The sequence below is a fragment of the Rhizobium sp. L51/94 genome, from assembly GCF_019355555.1.
Lineage (GTDB): Bacteria > Pseudomonadota > Alphaproteobacteria > Rhizobiales > Rhizobiaceae > Rhizobium > Rhizobium rhododendri.
In genome coordinates this window covers 2,770,757-2,788,655 of sequence record NZ_CP072141.1, presented here as the reverse complement: position 1 = coordinate 2,788,655, position 17,899 = coordinate 2,770,757, and the positions used below count along the sequence as shown (strand labels likewise).

General features: G+C 61.2%; 15 protein-coding genes. 10 read left to right on the top strand and 5 right to left on the bottom strand.

Translation table 11 applies throughout. The features are described from left to right. Positions 1 to 1,095 (bottom strand): DUF2865 domain-containing protein, encoded by a 1,095-nt coding sequence (locus J5274_RS13680; RefSeq protein WP_142829156.1) that lies wholly within the window; start codon positions 1,093 to 1,095, stop codon positions 1 to 3. A gap of 216 nt (positions 1,096 to 1,311) precedes the next feature. Then, positions 1,312 to 3,624 carry an NADP-dependent malic enzyme gene (locus tag J5274_RS13675; protein ID WP_142822920.1) on the bottom strand — a complete coding sequence of 771 codons (2,313 nt, stop codon included), beginning with the start codon at positions 3,622 to 3,624 and terminating at the stop codon, positions 1,312 to 1,314. A gap of 235 nt (positions 3,625 to 3,859) precedes the next feature. Between J5274_RS13675 and J5274_RS13670 the strand changes: the two genes are divergently transcribed. After that, positions 3,860 to 4,726 carry a UDP-2,3-diacylglucosamine diphosphatase gene (locus J5274_RS13670; protein WP_142822918.1) on the top strand — a complete coding sequence of 289 codons (867 nt, stop codon included), beginning with the start codon at positions 3,860 to 3,862 and terminating at the stop codon, positions 4,724 to 4,726. Positions 4,727 to 4,836: 110 nt separating this feature from the next. After that, complete coding sequence (locus tag J5274_RS13665) at positions 4,837 to 6,060, top strand: MFS transporter (protein ID WP_142822916.1); 1,224 nt, start codon at positions 4,837 to 4,839, stop codon at positions 6,058 to 6,060. Here the strand turns inward: J5274_RS13665 and dgcA are convergent. Continuing rightward, positions 6,012 to 6,995 carry an N-acetyl-D-Glu racemase DgcA gene (dgcA, locus tag J5274_RS13660; protein WP_142822914.1) on the bottom strand — a complete coding sequence of 328 codons (984 nt, stop codon included), beginning with the start codon at positions 6,993 to 6,995 and terminating at the stop codon, positions 6,012 to 6,014. The genes J5274_RS13665 and dgcA overlap by 49 nt on opposite strands. A 109-nt stretch (positions 6,996 to 7,104) precedes the next feature. Here dgcA and J5274_RS13655 point away from each other — a divergent pair, with 109 nt between their 5' ends. From J5274_RS13655 to J5274_RS13640, 4 genes are read left to right on the top strand one after another with little or no spacing between them, the layout of a single operon-like run. Beyond that, positions 7,105 to 8,265, top strand: a complete 1,161-nt coding sequence (locus J5274_RS13655; protein WP_111221833.1) for an ABC transporter permease — start codon at positions 7,105 to 7,107, stop codon at positions 8,263 to 8,265. A gap of 46 nt (positions 8,266 to 8,311) precedes the next feature. Further along, positions 8,312 to 9,133: an ABC transporter ATP-binding protein gene (locus J5274_RS13650; protein ID WP_142822913.1), complete on the top strand. Its 822-nt coding sequence runs from the start codon at positions 8,312 to 8,314 to the stop codon at positions 9,131 to 9,133. 4 nt (positions 9,134 to 9,137) lie between these two features. After that, on the top strand, positions 9,138 to 10,508 hold the full coding sequence (locus J5274_RS13645; RefSeq protein ID WP_142822911.1) for an MlaD family protein: 1,371 nt from the start codon (positions 9,138 to 9,140) through the stop codon (positions 10,506 to 10,508). Positions 10,509 to 10,540: 32 nt separating this feature from the next. After that, positions 10,541 to 11,152: an ABC-type transport auxiliary lipoprotein family protein gene (locus tag J5274_RS13640; RefSeq protein WP_219274637.1), complete on the top strand. Its 612-nt coding sequence runs from the start codon at positions 10,541 to 10,543 to the stop codon at positions 11,150 to 11,152. On the opposite strand, the gene J5274_RS13635 is transcribed toward J5274_RS13640, so the two are convergent. After that, a complete protein-coding gene (locus tag J5274_RS13635; protein WP_142822908.1) occupies positions 11,149 to 11,556 on the bottom strand; it encodes an SRPBCC family protein in 408 nt (135 codons plus the stop codon). The genes J5274_RS13640 and J5274_RS13635 overlap by 4 nt on opposite strands. Before the next feature lie 205 nt (positions 11,557 to 11,761). Between J5274_RS13635 and gndA the strand changes: the two genes are divergently transcribed. Further along, the gene (gene gndA, locus J5274_RS13630; RefSeq protein ID WP_142822906.1) at positions 11,762 to 13,189 is read left to right on the top strand and encodes an NADP-dependent phosphogluconate dehydrogenase; all 1,428 of its coding nucleotides are present in this window, start codon (positions 11,762 to 11,764) and stop codon (positions 13,187 to 13,189) included. A gap of 92 nt (positions 13,190 to 13,281) precedes the next feature. Here the strand turns inward: gndA and J5274_RS13625 are convergent, their stop codons facing one another. Continuing rightward, positions 13,282 to 14,322 carry a LacI family transcriptional regulator gene (locus J5274_RS13625; protein ID WP_142822905.1) on the bottom strand — a complete coding sequence of 347 codons (1,041 nt, stop codon included), beginning with the start codon at positions 14,320 to 14,322 and terminating at the stop codon, positions 13,282 to 13,284. Between the two features lie 445 nt (positions 14,323 to 14,767). Between J5274_RS13625 and J5274_RS13620 the strand changes: the two genes are divergently transcribed. The 3 genes from J5274_RS13620 to J5274_RS13610 all read left to right on the top strand — a co-directional run bounded on the left by J5274_RS13620 (position 14,768) and on the right by J5274_RS13610 (position 17,899). After that, positions 14,768 to 16,006, top strand: a complete 1,239-nt coding sequence (locus J5274_RS13620) for an ABC transporter substrate-binding protein (protein WP_142822903.1) — start codon at positions 14,768 to 14,770, stop codon at positions 16,004 to 16,006. Positions 16,007 to 16,071: 65 nt separating this feature from the next. After that, entirely contained in the window at positions 16,072 to 16,968 is an 897-nt protein-coding gene (locus J5274_RS13615) for a carbohydrate ABC transporter permease (protein WP_142822901.1), read from the top strand. Continuing rightward, on the top strand, positions 16,961 to 17,899 hold the full coding sequence (locus tag J5274_RS13610) for a carbohydrate ABC transporter permease (protein WP_142822899.1): 939 nt from the start codon (positions 16,961 to 16,963) through the stop codon (positions 17,897 to 17,899). Before J5274_RS13615 ends, J5274_RS13610 begins: the two co-directional genes overlap by 8 nt.

Here is a 17,899-nt window from a genome sequence, read left to right as displayed (position 1 = left end):
CTATTGCTGGGGCTGCTCGCCGGGTACGGCCGGACGGGTGAGGTCTAGCTTGCGCTGGTCGGGCTGTAGGAACGCCGGGCCGACCTGACGGACATTGCCGGCGGACGGATCGTAGGGCCGTTCCACCGGCGGCGCATCGCCCTTTGCGGGTGCCGTCGGCACGGCCGGTGGCGACGCTTTTGGGATGATCGTCGTAATCGAGCCTTGCTGCGTGCCTGCGGTTGGCGGCTTGGTCAGCGCGTTCTGCCTTCGCATTTCCTCGTAATAGGCCGGCAGATTGCAGGTGCAGCTGGTCTTTTCATTCGGCGGCCGTTTGCGGAAGGCGAAGGCGTAGGGCATGGCGCTGTAGGGGGTGCCCGACGAGGCGGAGACCATCGCCGATGTTTCCTGATCCGGCAGACGGTGGAAGAACAACTCGGTCTTCACGCCCGGGCACATCCTCGCGCAGGTTTCGCCATCCCGCTGGAAATCGCCGGGCGCTGCATTCTGGGTCATCGGGAAGAAGCCGCCATCGCAGGTGCGCACACAGACCGTGCGGACATTTCCGCCGCCATAGGATTGACCGAAGGCGTAGCTCTGGACCGGCGATTGCGGTGCGGGTTCGCTGCCGGAGGGGCCGCCACTGCTGTCCAGCGTGGTTGCCCCCGGGGTTGCGGGGTAGCTGGGCTCGATGCCTGCCTGCGGGGGCGGGCGGTTGGTGATGATGGTATCGCCGCTATCCTGATCTTCGCAGCCGTTGGCGCGCAGCGCTGCGGAAAGCTGGTTGCGGGTGGGTCCTTCCGAAACGTCGCCGCGCTGGATCTGGTCGCGCTTGGCGACGAGATCCTGCAGGTTCTGCTGCATGCGCTGCAGGGTATCCTCGATCCGCGCGCAGGTGCCGCCGTCGTCACCGTTTATGATCACCATGCTGCCGGACGAGCACTCGTTGTCCTCAAGGTCGTTCTCGACTTGGCGCAACTCGGATATCTGCTGGGCGATGGCGGTGCGGTATTGCCGGAGCTGGCGGTTGGTGCCGACAGTTTCGCTGAGATTGGCCATCTGGCCGCGCAGGTCGTCGCAGATTGCGTTCGTCTGGGCAGCCAGTGGCGCTGCCATCGCCAAGGATGCGGCAAGCGCCCAAAATGAATGTTTCCAGCCCACTATCACGCTTTTGGCCTGCTCCGTTCGGATGGTTTCCGCCTCAGCTCGGGCGAAGGCGAAAATTCATCCATTGTCACGCGCAAGATATATGGCGCCGACTGACTTGCGCCAGCCCTGCGCTCGGCAGCAGGTGGTCGACCGCCGGGATGATGCCCGGCGGTCCCGTCAGTATCAGCCGGGCTGCGATGCCTCGACCACGGCCACGGCTGCCATGTTGACGACGCCACGGGAGGTGACCGAGGGCGACAGGATATGGGCCGGCAGGGCCGTTCCGAGCAGGATCGGGCCGACATGCAGCCCGTCAATCATCTCCTTGACAACGCCAAGCGTGATGTTGGCCGCATCGAGGTTCGGGAACACCAGCAGGTTGGCTTCGTCGGTCAGCGTGCTATCCGGCATGACGCGGCGGCGCAAATGCTCGGAAATCGCGCTGTCGCCGTGCATTTCGCCATCGACCTCTAGATCGGGGGCTGCAAGCCGGATGAGCCGCAGGGCATTGCGCATCTTCGTGGCGCTCTCCGATTCGCGCGAGCCGAAGTTCGAATGCGAGACAAGGGCGGCGCGTGGCGTGATCCCGAAGCGGCGGATTTCCTCCGCTGCCAGCACTGTCGATTCGGCAATCTCTTCGGCCGTCGGATTAAAGTTAACGTAGGTGTCGGTATAGAACGTGTTGCCGCGCTGCGAGATGAGCAGGCTCATGGCAGAGAAGTCGCGGACATTGTTACGCTTGCCGATAATCTGGCGGACAACGCGTAGGTGCCGCTCGTAGCGGCCTTCGAGGCCGCAGATCAGTGCATCGGCGTCGCCACGCTTCAGCGCCAGTGCGCCGATGACGGTGGTGTTGGTGCGCACGATGGTACGGGCTGCCTCCGGGATGACGCCGCTGCGGCCGACCAGCGAGAAATAGAGGTCGGCGTAATCGCGGAAGCGCGGATCGTCTTCCGGGTTGATGACTTCGAAGTCGGTATGCGGGCGGATTTTGAGGCCATAGCGCTTCAGGCGGGTCTCGATGACGCTGGGGCGGCCGATGAGGATCGGCACGGCCGTGTTTTCCTCGAGCAGCACCTGTGCGGCGCGCAGCACGCGTTCGTCTTCGCCTTCGGAAAACACGACGCGCTTCGGCTGAGCGAGCTTGGCAGCTGCAAAGATCGGCTTCATGACGAAGCCGGAGCGGAAGACGAAGCGGTTGAGCGTGTCGAGATAGGCATCGAAATCGGTGATCGGGCGAAGCGCCACACCGCTCTCTTCCGCAGCCTTGGCGACGGCCGGGGCGATGCGCAGGATCAGGCGGGGATCGAAGGGCGAAGGGATCAGGTATTCCGGGCCGAAGATCGGGGTCTCGCCGGTATAGGCGCGGGCGGCAACATCCGACGGTGCCTCGCGGGCAAGGGCTGCGATGGCGCGCACTGCCGCCATCTTCATTTCCTCGTTGATCGTCGTCGCGCCGCAATCCAGCGCGCCGCGGAAGATGTAGGGGAAGCAGAGGACGTTGTTGACCTGGTTCGGGAAATCCGAGCGCCCGGTGCAGATCATCGCGTCGGGCCGGGCGGCGCGGGCGAGTTCCGGCATGATTTCGGGGTTGGGATTGGCAAGCGCCATGATCAGCGGCTTTTCGGCCATCTGTACCAGCAGTTCCGGCTTCAGCACGCCGGCGGCCGACAGGCCGAGGAACACATCGGCGCCGCCGATCGATTCGGCCAGCGTCCGCTTGTCGCTCGGCTGGGCATAGACCGACTTCCACTCGTCCATCAGCACGTTGCGGTCGGTGTAGACCAGGCCCTCGATATCGTGGACCCAGATGTTTTCGCGCTTGGCGCCCAGAATGACCAAAAGGTTGAGACAGGCGAGTGCGGCAGCGCCTGCACCGGATGCGACGATCTTGACGTTCTCGATCGTCTTGCCGGCCAGCTCCAGGCCGTTCAGTATGGCGGCGGCGACGATGATCGCAGTGCCGTGCTGGTCGTCGTGGAAGACCGGGATCTTCATCATCTCGCGCAGCCGGCGCTCGACGTCGAAGCATTCGGGCGCCTTGATGTCCTCGAGATTGATGCCGCCGAAGGTCGGCTCCAGTGCCGAGATCGTCGAGACCATCTCGTCGACGGTCGGTGCCTCGATCTCGATGTCGAAGACATCGATGCCGGCGAACTTCTTGAACAGGACGGCCTTGCCTTCCATCACCGGCTTTGAGGCCAGCGGACCGATATTGCCGAGGCCAAGCACGGCCGTGCCGTTGGATATGACGGCCACGAGATTGGCGCGCGAGGTATATTCGGCAGCCATTTCAGGGTTGTCGCGGATGGCGAGACAGGGAGCGGCGACGCCCGGCGAATAGGCGAGCGCTAGGTCGCGCTGGTTGCCGAGCGGCTTCGTCGCCTGTATCTCCAGCTTGCCCGGACGAGGATAGCGATGGAAGAAAAGCGCCTGTTCGTCGAGGTCACCGCTGGTCATGTTCTTCTGTGCCTTCGATGCATCCTGCGGGTCCATCACGCTTCTCCATTACCATTCGTCTAACGATTTCACGTCACTGCATACAACAATCCTCGGGGGTGCACAGTACGGAATTGTGGCATGGCGGCAAGATTTTGCCGATGCGCGGCGGGGTAAGCTACGCCATCTTCGCGCTCGAATTGGATATGATGTCATCTTCCTGAAACACGAGTCTGATTATTCCGGGCACAGCGAAGATTGGGGCACGGGCATTACGTTCGTGGAGACATTGATGGACACTCGACACTTCCGAACCCTGTTCATTTCCGACGTTCATCTGGGATCGAAGGCTGCCAAGGCTGACTATCTTCTCGACTTCCTGCGCTATCACGAAGCCGATACCCTGTACCTCGTCGGCGACATCATCGACGGCTGGCGGCTGAAGCGCAGCTGGTACTGGCCGCAGGATTGCAACGATGTCGTTCAGAAGATCCTGCGCAAGGCGCGCAAGGGCACGCGCATCGTCTACATCCCCGGCAATCACGACGAATTCCTGCGCGATTTCCCGGGTAACCATTTCGGCGGTATCGAGGTCGCCGAACGGGCGATCCACACCACCGCCGACGGCAAGACCTATCTCGTGCTGCACGGCGACGAATTCGATGTGGTGGTCCGCAACGCCCGGCTGCTCGCTTATCTCGGCGACTGGGCCTACGACGTCGCCATCGTGCTGAACATCGCGCTCGCCAGCATTCGGCGCCGGCTCGGCATGCCTTACTGGTCGTTCTCAGCCTGGGCCAAGCAGCAGGTCAAGCATGCGGTCAACTTCATCGGCGAGTTCCAGCGCGTGGTGGCCGAAGAGGCCAAGCGCAATCATGCCGACGGGGTCATTTGTGGCCATATCCACCATGCCGTCATCGAGGACATCGATGGCCTGCGCTACATCAACACCGGCGACTGGGTTGAAAGCTGTACGGCGATTGCCGAGCATGAGGATGGAAGCTTCGAACTGATCACCTGGCGCCAGATCCTCGACGCCAAGCCTGCTACAGCCGTTGCCGAGAGCCGCCAGGATCGTCTGCCGTCGCGCCCGGCCATGGACCTTGCGCTGATGATGGCCGAAGCAAAGGCGGCGTCCGGGATGACCGCTGCCGAGTGAGCGGACAACGCCCTCCATCTCTTTGAATTTCCCGCCGATCTGAAGGCGCCGCCGTAGGCGCGATCGCGAATGCGTGGTAGGGAATCAGCGTTTCCAAATCAGGCATTGTCATGATTCCCGCAACGATGACTTCGACGGGCAGGGAGGCTCCTGCCTATTTCCGGCTGCGCAGCGCCCTGTCCTATTGTGCCCCGCTGATCGTCAACGGCATCGCCCTGCCGTTCTTTCCGGTTTTCCTCGCGACACTGAAGTTCAACGACCAGCAGATCGGTATCATTCTCGCCTTGCCGATGGTCGTGCGGGTGCTGGTCGCGCCGGTCGTGGCGCTGTTTGCCGACAGGATGCGGGAACGGGCGACGGTGCTTCTCTGGTCCGGAGGCCTGTCGCTGTTGACCGCGATCGCGCTGTTCTGGACCGACGACTTCGCGACCGTCCTGTTGGTCTATGCGCTGCAGGGCGCCACCTATGCGCCTTACCTGCCGGTGGTCGAGTCGATTACCATCTCGGGAGTCCGCCGCTGGGGCATCGATTACGGTTCGACCAGGGTGTGGGGATCGATCGCCTTCATTGTCTCGACACTGATCGGCGGGCAGGTGATCGGCGCGTTCGGCGGCAGGATGGTTTTGCCGCTAATGGTCATCGGCTTCATCCTGACGACTGTCATGGCGCTCTATTGTCCCCGCATCGGGCCAACGCGGCGTCGCGGCCTGCCGCTCGACATCAAGGCGCCGCCCATCGGCAATGCGCTCAGGAATCCGCGCCTGCTGCTGACCATGATCGGCGTTTCGGTCCAGCAGGCAAGCCATGCGCTGTTCTACACATTCGCCTCGATCTACTGGCACCAGATCGGTTTTTCAGGCACGCAGGTGGGGATACTCTGGAGCGCCGGGGTGGCGGCCGAGGTGACGATCTTCTTCCTCTCGAAACGGCTGGGACGCCGGTTCAGTGCCTGGACCCTGATGCGCTTCGGCGCGGCGATGTGCGTCTGCCGGTGGATCGTCTTTCCGATGGACCTCGGCTTTGCAGGCCACTTCGTGCTGCAGTGCTTTCACGCCTTCACCTATGCCTGCGTCCACATCGGCGTGCAGCGCCGCATCGTGGCGACGGTGCAGGAAACGCAGGAGGCGTCCGCGCAGGGCGTCTACTTTTTCTATAATGGCATGTGTCTCGGCATCGCGACTATCGCCTCCGGCTATGTCTACGGCTGGCTCGGCACGTCGGGTTTCTACCTGATGGCGCTGATCGCGGCTGCCGGGCTCACCATGATCGTCGTCGCCTCCCGCCTTCAGCCCCACAATTCCGAGAGCGGTGGAAAGACCAGCGAGCCCTCGTAGCGCAATCCGGGTTCGCGGTCGCGGGAAAGCAGCAGCGGTCCGTCGAGATCGACGAAGGCCGCGTCCTGGGCCAGCATCAGCGCCGGTGCCATCGCCAGCGATGTGCCGACCATGCAGCCGATCATGATCCGGAAGCCGAGCCGTTCGCCCTCTGCCTTCATGCGGAGGGCCTCCGTCAGCCCGCCTGTCTTGTCGAGTTTGATGTTGATGGCGTCGTAGCGGTCGCGCAGGCTTTCGAGATCGCCGGTGTGATGGACGCTTTCGTCGGCGCAGACGGGGACGGGCCTTCTGATAGTTGCCAGCAGCCTGTCGTTGCCGGCGGGCAGGGGCTGCTCGACCAGGGCAATCCCTGCTTCGGCGGAGATCTCTAGGTGGCGGGCAAGATTGTCTTCCGTCCATCCTTCATTCGCATCGAGGATGATAGCCGATTGCGGCGCTGCAATGCGTACCGCGCGGATACGGCTTTCGTCATCGGAGGTGCCGATCTTGACTTTCAGCAGGGCGCGGTGCGCCTGTGCGCCGGCTGCTGCCGCCATGACCTCGGGCTCGCCCAGCGAAATCGTAAAGGCGGTCGTGCGAGGCTCCATCGTCGAGAGGCCGATGGTCCGCGCCACCGATATACCGGAGCGCTTTGCCTCGAGATCCCAGAGCGCGCAGTCGACGGCGTTTCGGGCAGCGCCGGGCTTCATGGCGACCGCCAACTCTTCGCGAGTCATGCCTGATTCGACGGCAGTCCGGACCGACTCGATCTCCGAAATGACACTTTCGATTGTCTCGCCGTAGCGCCGATACGGCACGCATTCGCCACTTCCCTGCCATTCGCTCTCGCTAATGTTGCATGTGACGACCTCCGCTGTGATCTTACTGCCACGCGAAATTGTGAATGTGCCGGCGATCGGCCAGGAATTCATTTGGACATTGAGAAGGCGTGACATATCTGCTCTTTCTGCGGCACGAGACTGTAGATCGTTTCTGTATAGTCGCGTAATGAGCGGGATGCGATACATCGCTGAGTCGGCATGATGCCGCCAATCTGAAAGACGCATGAGTTTGAGCGTAGCTGAAAACATACCGGATGCGCCGACGATCGACGATGAGGCCGATGGTTCCGGTCATCGTTACCGGCTAGCAGGCAATTGGCGCAGCGCCAGCATCCACGGCGTGCTGCGACGAATAGACGACCTTTCCAAGCGCACGAGCGGCGGTGATGTTGTCATCGACCTGACCGGCCTGTCCGATGTCGACACTGCGGGCGTGCTGCTGATCCGCAGGCTGAAGCTCAGCCAGGAATCGCACGATGCGACCGTCACGATCGAAGGATCGAACGACCACATCGACGAACTGCTGAAATCTTTCGACGAGGATGCAAGCGAGATCGCGGCCCAGGAAAAGCCGAAAGTGCCGCTGCTCGACCGGATCTTCTCGCCGATGGGTGAGAAAGTCGCCGAGCTCGGCAGCTTCTTCGTGGCCGCCATGTATATTCTCGGCTCGGCCGTGCGCGGGGCGCAGCTGAAGCTCGGGCGCGGCAGCGGTGTTTCTCCGGCATCCATCGTCAACCAGCTCGATCACATGGGCGTTCGCGCCGTGCCGATCATCCTGGTGATGTCCTATCTGATCGGCGCCATCATCGCCCAGCAGAGCGCCTTCCAGCTTCGCTATTTCGGCGCCGAAGTTTTCGTGGTCGATCTGGTCGGCATCCTGCAGCTGCGCGAAATCGGCGTGCTGCTGACCGCCATCATGATCGCCGGCCGTTCGGGCAGCGCGATCACGGCCGAAATCGGCTCGATGAAGATGCGCGAAGAAGTCGACGCGCTGAAGGTCATGGGCCTGAACCCGATCGGAGTCCTGATTTTTCCGCGGCTTGTGGCGCTGACCATCGCCCTGCCGCTGCTGACGGTCTTGGCCAACTTCGCATCGCTTCTGGGTGCCGCGACCGTCACCTACACCTATTCGGGCATCACTTTTGCGACCTTCATTGCCCGTCTGCACGAGGCAATCAGCGTATCGACCGTGATATCGGGTATGATCAAGGCGCCTTTCATGGCGCTGGTGATCGGTATCGTCGCCGCAGTCGAAGGCCTGAAAGTCGGCGGCAGCGCCGAGTCTCTGGGTCAGCACGTGACATCTTCCGTGGTGAAGTCGATCTTCGTCGTCATCATGATGGACGGTGTGTTTGCCATCTTCTACGCCGCAATCGATTTTTAAGGACCAGCATTTGGACGCGCCTCAGCCAGACCGGGATGACACACAGATGGAACGCGCCGCGGATGGCCGCGACGTCGTGCTGTCGGCGCGTGGCGTCACGGTGAACTTCGGCCCGAAAATCGTGCTCGACAAGCTCGATCTCGATATCTATCGCGGCGAAATCCTCGGCTTCGTCGGTCCCTCCGGTGCCGGCAAGTCGGTACTTATGCGCACCGTGCTGCGGCTTCTGCCGCGCAGCGCCGGGACGATAAAAATTCTCGGTACAGACTACGATTCGCTCGACGAATCGAACCGCAACAAGCTCGACATGCGTCTCGGCGTGCTTTTCCAGCAAGGTGCGCTGTTTTCCTCACTGACGGTGAAGGAAAACATCCAGGTGCCAATGCGCGAATATCTCGACCTGCCGGTTTCGATGATGGACGAACTTGCGCATATGAAGATCCGGCTCGCCGGTCTCGCCTCGGATGCCGCCGACAAATATCCATCGGAACTATCGGGCGGCATGATCAAGCGCGCGGCGCTGGCACGGGCGCTGGCGCTCGATCCGGATCTGGTGTTCCTCGACGAGCCGACCTCCGGCCTCGACCCTATCGGCGCTGCCCAATTCGACGAACTGATCGCCAAGCTGCGCGATACACTCGGCCTTACGGTCTACATGGTCACCCACGACCTCGACAGCCTGTTTTCCGTCTGCGACCGCATTGCCGTGCTCGGACAAAAGCGTGTGCTGATCGAGGGAACGGTTGACGACATGCTTGCCTGCGACGAACCTTGGGTGAAATCCTATTTCCGCGGCAAACGGGCTCGTACCGTCGTCCGCCACGAAGAGACTGCAGAACCCGGCAACCAGAGCCGCGAGAAGAACTGAGATCATGGAAACCAGAGCAAACTACACGATCGTCGGAATTTTCACCGTCCTGGTCATCGCCGCCGCATTCGGCTTCGTCTACTGGATGGCCGAATACGGCCGTGGCGGTACGATGACCGAGCTGATCGTGCGTATCCCGGGATCTGCCAACGGCCTGAGCGTCGGCTCGCCGGTGCGCTTCAACGGCATTCAGGTTGGCAGCGTCAAGACGCTTTCGATCGACGCCGACGATCCGCGCTATTCGCTGGCCTTCACCGAAGTGCGGGCAGATGCGCCGGTCTATGAGACGACCAAGGCCGTTCTCGAAATCCAGGGCCTGACGGGTGCTGCCTATATCGAACTCTCCGGTGGTCGCACCGGCGACGAGAACATCCTCAAGCGCTCGCTCGATACCGGCAAGCGGGCCGTTCTGCTCGCCGACCAATCGAGCGTTACCAATCTGCTGGCGACCGCCGACAAGATCATGGACCGCGCCAACGACACTATTGGCGATTTCCAGGGCTTCGTGAAGGATGCCCGTGGGCCGCTCACCGATACCGTCAAGAACGCCAATACCTTCTCCAAGGCGCTTGCGGACAATGCCGGCAATATCGATCAGTTTCTCGCCAGTGCCGGTGAACTCGCCAAGACCTTCAGCAGCGTCTCCGGCAAGGTCAATTCGACGCTCGATGCCGTCGAGAAGCTGGTTCGTGCGGTCGACGCCCAGAGCATCAACGACGTCGTGAAAAACGTCGACAAGCTGACAGCGAACGTCGCCGATGCATCCAGCAACCTGAAGGCAACGATCACCAGCATCAAGGAAACGTCGGATACCTACAACGAATTCGGCAAGAAGGCTCAGCTGACGCTCGACAAGGTCGACCAGCTGGTGGCCTCGATCGATCCTTCGAAGATCAAGGGCTCGGTAGACGATATCTCGCAGGCGACCAAGGATGCCCGCGTTGCCGTCGCCTCGATCCGCGATATCACCGCCAGCGTGTCGGCCAAGCAGGCCGAGATCAGCCAGACGATCCAGGATGTGTCGCAGATGGCCAACAAGCTGAACTCTGCTTCGACCCGCGTCGATGGAATTCTGATCAAAGTCGATGCGTTGCTGGGAACCGACAACACCCAGTCGCTCTTTACGGAAGCACGTGACACGCTGGAATCGTTCAAGAAGGTTGCCGACAGCATCAACTCGCGTATCGGACCGATCGCCGACAACCTGCAGCGCTTCTCGGCCGGTGGCCTGAACGACGTGCAAACGCTGGTCAACGATACAAGGCGGACGGTACAGAATCTGAACGACACGATCAGCAATTTCGACAAGAACCCGCAGCGCCTGCTGTTCGGTGGCGACACCGTCAAGCAGTATAACGGGCGGACACGGCATTGACCGGCGGCAAGGTTTCAAGGGGTAGGCGCAGCATGTTGGAATTTGGTTCGGTTCAGGGTTGGTTGACGGCACGCAGGTCCGTCGTGGCTTTGCCAGTGCTTGCAGCGCTGCTGACAGCCTGCGGCAGCGGTGCCAAGAACGATACGTTCGATCTGGCTGCCAATGTCAGCGGCAAGGGTCCGGCAGCCCATGGCAAGCAGATCCTGGTACCGGCACCGACGGCGCTCAGCGCTATCGACAGCAACCAGATCGTCGTCAGGGTCAGCGGCTCCGAGTTGCAGTATCTCGCCAAGGCGCAGTGGAGCGACAAGCTCAGCCGCATGGTGCAGTCGAAGCTGGTCGAAGCCTTCGAGAATTCCGGCAAGGTCGGCGGCGTCGGCGTTCCCGGCCAGGGTCTGGCAATCGACTATCAGGTCGTGACCGATATCCGGGCGTTCGAGATCGATACCACCAAGCAGGCGGCAGTCGTCGAGATCTCGGCCAAGATCCTCAACGACAAGACCGGCACCGTGCGCAAGCAAGACGTCTTCCGCGTCGCCGTGCCAACGACCGGCACGACCAACGACGCCTATGTGAAGTCGCTAGACAGGGCCTTCGCATCCGTCTCGGCACAGATCGTCGACTGGACGCTGAAAAGCATCTAGAGAGCCTCGCTCTCCATCAGCCCCTTCAGCGTCGCCAGATCCCTGGCGACGTGATTAGCATCGGCTTCGAACTGCGCATCCGTCATGCCTTCGACGCGCAGCAGGGTGAACATCATCTCGCATCCGTCGCCGTTTCGTACGACCCTCAACGCATTGTAGAATTGCCGGCCGGAAGGCTCGGTGACGGTATGGTCGATGACGCCGAAGTCGTTTGGCGGCGCAAAGGCGATCCGCACGGTACCAAGCGCTCCGGCTGCGATCCAGTCGGCACCGTCGGGCACGAAGGCGGTCGCCAGGCCGGATGCCCAGAGTGGCATGTTTTCCGGTTTCGAGGCGAAGTCGTAGACCTCCCGCCAGTCACGACGGATGGTGATGTGGACAATCTCTGCCGTCATTGTGGACATCTTTTCCTCCCGTCGTCCTGTTGTTCCTATACGGTTCCGCGATCCAGGCGAAGTGCCGCAATCTGCAGCCGCAAAACACCTTGCCCGATCCTACGGTAATCCTGCCTGGTTCTGTCAATCGATCCGTTTTGAACATGGCAAGGCTTGCCCATGGCCGATGGTGGTGCGACAAAGTCCGTCCAAGTTTCAACAAGGGAGAGTTGTCGTGGAAAAGGCAGAAATCGGTCTCATCGGCCTCGCGGTCATGGGGTCAAACCTCGCACTGAACATTGCCGAAAAAGGCAACCGCATCGCGGTGTTCAACCGTACAGCTTCGGTCACCGACGAGTTCTACGAGAGTGCGGGAGACCTCAAGAAGCAGATCATCCCGTGCCGGACGATCGAGGAGTTCGTCGAGGCCATCCGGCCGCCACGGCCGATCATCATCATGATCAAGGCCGGCGAGCCCGTCGACCAGCAGATGGCGGCGCTGCAGCCGCATCTGTCCAAGGGCGACATCATGATCGATGCCGGCAACGCCAATTTCCGCGACACCATGGCCCGCTTCGACCGCCTCAAGGACACCGAGCTGACCTTTATCGGCATGGGCGTTTCCGGCGGCGAGGAGGGGGCCCGGCACGGCCCGTCGATCATGGTCGGCGGCACCGAGGAGAGCTACAAGCGCGTCGAAAAGGTGCTGACCTCGATTTCGGCCAAATACAACGGCGAGGACTGCTGCGCCTGGCTCGGCACAGACGGTGCTGGCCATTTCGTCAAGACGGTCCATAACGGCATCGAATATGCCGACATGCAGATGATCGCCGAGATCTACGGGATCCTGCGCGACGGTCTCGGCAAGAGCGCGGACGAGATCAGCAAGATTTTCGGCGACTGGAACAAGGGTCGTCTGAACTCCTACCTCATCGAGATCACCGAGAAGGTGCTTGCCGCAAAAGATCCGACCACCGGGACTGCCATGCCCGACATCATCCTCGACAAGGCCGGCCAGAAGGGCACCGGCAAGTGGTCGGTGATCGAAGCGCAGAACATGGGCATCCCGGCAACCGCCATCGAGGCAGCCGTGGCTGCCCGCAGCCTGTCGTCGATGAAAGAGCAGCGCGAGGCTGCCGAAAAGATCTTCGGCGCACCGACAAACGAATTTCCGATGACATTTGGCGCCGACCTGCTGAACGATCTGGAAATGGCCTTGTTCGCGGCAAAGATCGGCGCCTATGCGCAGGGCTTCGCCGTCATGGCCGAGGCATCGCGCCAGTTCGACTGGTCGCTGCCGATGCCGGTCATCGCCAAGATCTGGCGCGCCGGCTGCATCATTCGCTCGCAGTTCCTCGATGAAATCACCAGCGCCTTCACCAAGGCGCCGGATGCCGCCAACCTGGTAGTGACGCCGGCCTTCTCCGACATGGTCAAGGAATCGCTGCCATCGCTGCGCCGCATCGTCTCCGCCGCCGTGACTGCCGGTCTGCCGGTTCCAGCACTCGCCTCGGCACTCGGTTATTTCGACGCCTATCGCCAGGCGCGGGGTACCGCCAACCTGATCCAGGCCCAGCGCGATTTCTTCGGCGCACACGGGTTCGACCGGGTCGATGGCAAGGATATCCACCACGGCCCCTGGGGCAGCGGCGCGCAAGGCTGATTTCAGCCACTCTGCCATGGAAAAAATGAGAGAGCCCGCCAAGCGTTTCGGCGGGCTCTTCTCGTTGGGTTCGGCTGAAGTCGCGACGTCGTCTACGAGGCGTCCGGCCAGACGGGGGCGCTGATGCTTTGCAGCTCGGCCGGCCCGGTGCCGTCGATGCTGCGGATGAGCGAGCGTGCCAGTTCGCGGCCGGCGTGACGCACGTCCTCGTAGATCGTGACGATCTCGGGCCTGATCCAGTTCAGGATATGGCTCGACTGCTTGGCGACCATATCGATATCGTGTCCGAGCCGCAGGCCGGCTGCCTCGATGCCCGCATTGACGGCAATGGCACCTCCGCCGGCTGTGGAGACGATACCGTCCGGCGCATTCGGGGAGCGCATCAGCTGCTCGACAGCGTTGCGGATGTCTTCCAGCGGCGCATCGATGGTGATCTTCAGCGGGACTTCCTCGGCACCATAGCGGAGCAAGCCGCTCTGGAAGCCGTTGCGCGTGTGGGTGTAATAGGACAGCCGCGCCGGCGGAGGCAGCAGGGCAATGCGGCGGCGGCCCTTGGCGGTGAGCGCCCTGACCGCTTCCTCGGCGAACGCCTCGTTGTCGAAATCATGGAACGGGTGGACGATGCCCATGTCTGTGCGGCCATGGGTGACGAAGGGCAGGTTGCGCTCGGCCAGCAACCGGACGCGCGGATCGTCCGGCTCCGTGCGCGAAATGATGACGCCGTCGGCCGACCCCGTATCGAGAATGTAGCGGACGGGAATCATCGGATCGCGGTCGTGGGAATAGGGTGTCACCACGAGGTGATACTGCGTTCCGGATAGGACCTCGGAGATGCCGAATACCATCTGGCTGGTGAAACCGAGAATTTCCTCGTCAATGCTGAGCACCAGGGCGATGACGTTGGTCTTGCCGGTGCGCAGGCGCACACCCGCGCGGTTCGGCTGATAGCCGAGCTGGCGGGCGACCATTTTGACCCGTTCCTTCGTTTCCGCACCAATATCCGAGGCGTCCTTCAACGCTCTCGAAACGGTCGTGATGCCGAGGCCCGTCATGAAGGCGATGGTTTTCAGGGTCGGCCGTTCGCGGATTGCGGCTGGGCGCCGGTCTCCTTCTGAATTTTCTTGATTGTCCATGCTGTCCAACGCCGTTCCTGATGGGACGCCTTAATATGATGGCGCTTGGACCGCAAGCGTCAACGGATGGGCCGGTGGCGATCTGAAGCCCTAAATCTGTAACGATACAGCTGCGTTGTCGAGCCCATATTTTGCCTTTCTTCAGGGGAGCTCTCCATCTCTCCTATCTCCGCTGCAATGCCGCAAATTTGTGCGACCGCGAAATAACCACCGAAATGAAGGGGTCGAATAGCTCAGAAAAATACATTAAATCAATGTATTGATAATAATTTTCGGCCTGGAGCCGATTTGCCTTTTTGCTGAGCGCAACACTCATTTTTGCTTGGTAGATGCTCACAATGGGAAGGATGGGCTTTTTTCTGAGAAAATTGCACCCAGGTAGTTGCGCCCTCAAAACGATTGCTCTACGTTTTTACTGTAACGTTTCAGTGAGGGAGGAGAACTCATGAATATGCGTTTTTTGACGGTCGCCATGCTGGCTTCCGTGGCGCTTTCGGCCGTTTCGGCGAAGGCCACAGATCTTGAAGTGACGCATTGGTGGACGTCCGGCGGGGAGGCTGCGGCGGTCAAGGAGTTTGCGAAAGCATTCGATGCGACAGGCAACCATTGGGTGGACGGTGCCATTGCCGGTTCCGGTGATACAGCCCGGCCAATCATGGTCTCGCGCATTACCGGCGGCAAGCCGATGGGGGCCACGCAGTTCAACCATGGTCGGCAGGCAGAAGAGCTCGTCCAGGCCGGCTTGATGCGCGATCTCAACGATGTCGCGATGAAGGAAAACTGGAAATCAGTCATCAACCCGCCATCGCTTCTCGACGGATGCACCGTCGATGGCAAGATCTATTGCGTACCGGTCAACATCCATGCCTGGCAGTGGCTGTGGCTGTCGAACGCAGCTTTCGAAAAGGCTGGCGTTGCTGTTCCGAAGAACTGGGATGAATTCGTCGCGGCCGGTCCGGCGCTGCAAAAGGCCGGCATTCTTCCGCTGGCGCTGGGTCAGCAGTCCTGGCAGGTCACCGGACTGTTCAACAACCTGCTTCTCGCACTCGGCGGCAAGGACCTCTATCTCAATGTCTATGAGAAGAAGGACGCAAAGGCAGCGGCCGGTCCGGAGATGGCCAAGATCTTCAAGGCTGCGGACGACGCCCGCAAGCTGGCCAAGGGTTCCAACGTGCAGGACTGGAACCAGGCAACCAACCTCGTGATCACCGGTAAGGCCGGGGCGCAGTCGATGGGCGACTGGGCGCAGGGCGAGTTCCAGGTCGCCAACCAGGTCGCCGGCAAGGACTATACATGCCTCGTCGATCTCGGTGCCGCCGATCCGTACATCAGCACGGGCGGGGATTCGATCTACTTCCCCAAGCTTGCCAACGTCGACCAGTCCAAGGCGCAGGAAGTGCTCGCCTCTGTGATGATGTCGCCTGCAGGCCAACTCGCCTTCAATCTCAAGAAGGGTTCCATGCCAGTTCGTGGCGACGTCGACCTGACGGCTGCCAATGACTGCATGAAGAAGGGGCTGGCTGTCCTGAAGAAGGGCAATGTCGTCAAAAGCACGGACGAACTGATTACTCCGGACACGACGACGCAGCTCAACAACCTGATGACGCAGTTCTTCAATGACGCCAGCATCAAGCCCGAAGATGCGCAAAAGAGCTATGCCGAAATCATCGGCAGCGCCGAATAAGCTCGCTTTGGTGCCGGCCCCCGCAGGGCCGGCCACTCTTTCCGAGACAGGACCGCGAGGCCCCCATGCCCCAGAATGCTCGCCCGAGGCAGCTTTTCAAAAATCTCAACGCCAAGGTCGCTTCCATCCCGATGATCCTGACGGCGCTCTGCGTCTTCACCGGCGGAACGATCTGGACCGTCGTTTATTCGTTCACCAACTCGAAGCTTTTGCCCCGGCTCAATTTCGTCGGGCTGGACCAGTACCGCCGGCTGTGGGGGACGCAGCGCTGGCTGATCTCCATCGAGAACCTGGCGATCTACGGAATATTGTCGCTGATCTTCAGCCTGCTGATCGGCTTCCTGCTGGCGGCCCTGATGGACCAGAAGATCCGGTTCGAAAACACGTTTCGAACGATCTTCCTCTACCCGTTCGCGATGTCCTTCATCGTCACGGGGCTTGTCTGGCAGTGGATCCTCAACCCGGAATTCGGCATCCAGCACATCGTGCGCAGCCTGGGTTTTTCGACCTTCACCTTCGATCCGCTCTATGACCAGAGAATTGTCATCTACGGTGTGCTGATCGCCGGTCTCTGGCAAGGCACCGGGCTCGTCATGTGCCTGATGCTCGCCGGCCTGCGCGGTATCGACGAGGATATCTGGAAGGCTGCCCGGGTGGACGGCATCCCGATGTGGAAAACCTACCTGCTGATCATCATCCCGATGATGCGTCCGGTCTTCATCACCACGCTGGTGATCATCACCAGCGGCATCGTCAAACTTTACGACCTGGTTGTCGCGCAGACGGGTGGCGGGCCCGGGATCGCTTCGGAAGTTCCCGCCAAATACGTCTACGACCTCATGTTCCTGGCGCAAAATCTCGGTCAGGGTTTCGCGGCCTCGACGATGATGTTGATCTCGGTGGTGATCGTCGTCGTCCCATGGGCCTACCTCGAATTTGGCGGAGGCCGGAAGAATGCCTGACGTGCTCGCAGTCAATCAACTAGCCCCCGGCATGGCGGCACCGCGTACGCTTTCCGGCCCGAGCGGTGCCAAGCCCCGGCGGATCGTTTCGCCCCGCAACATCATGCTCTACGGCACGCTCTTCGTCGTTGCGGCCTACTATCTCCTGCCGCTCTACGTGATGATCGTCACGTCGCTTAAGGGTATGCCCGAGATCCGGATGGGCAACATCTTCTCTCCGCCGATGGAGATTACGTTCGAGCCCTGGGTGAAGGCCTGGTCCTCCGCCTGCACCGGTCTGAATTGCGACGGACTGAGCCGCGGGTTCTGGAACTCTGTCAGGATCACCCTGCCGTCGGTGCTGATTTCGATCGCAATCGCCTCGGTCAACGGCTACGCGCTCGCCAACTGGCGCTTCAAGGGAGCGCAGCTGTTCTTCACGATCCTGATCTTCGGCGCCTTCGTGCCTTATCAGGTCATGCTCTACCCGATCGTCATCATGCTTCGCTCGATCGGGCTTTACGGCTCGCTGACGGGACTGGTGCTGGTGCATTCTGTCTTCGGCATGCCGATCCTGACGCTGCTGTTCCGCAACTACTTCACATCCTTGCCGCAGGAACTGTTCAAGGCGGCCCGCGTCGATGGCGCAGGCTTCTGGGGCATCTACTTCAAGATCATGGTGCCGATGTCGCTGCCGATCTTCGTCGTCGCGATGATCCTGCAGGTCACCGGTATCTGGAACGACTTCCTGTTCGGGGTCGTCTACACGACGCCCGATCTCTATCCGATGACGGTGCAGTTGAACAATATCGTCAATTCCGTTCAGGGCGTGAAGGAATACAACGTCAATATGGCCGCGACGATCCTCACCGGCCTCGTTCCGCTGATCGTCTATTTCGTCTCGGGACGGCTTTTCGTCCGGGGCATTGCCGCCGGCGCAGTAAAGGGTTGA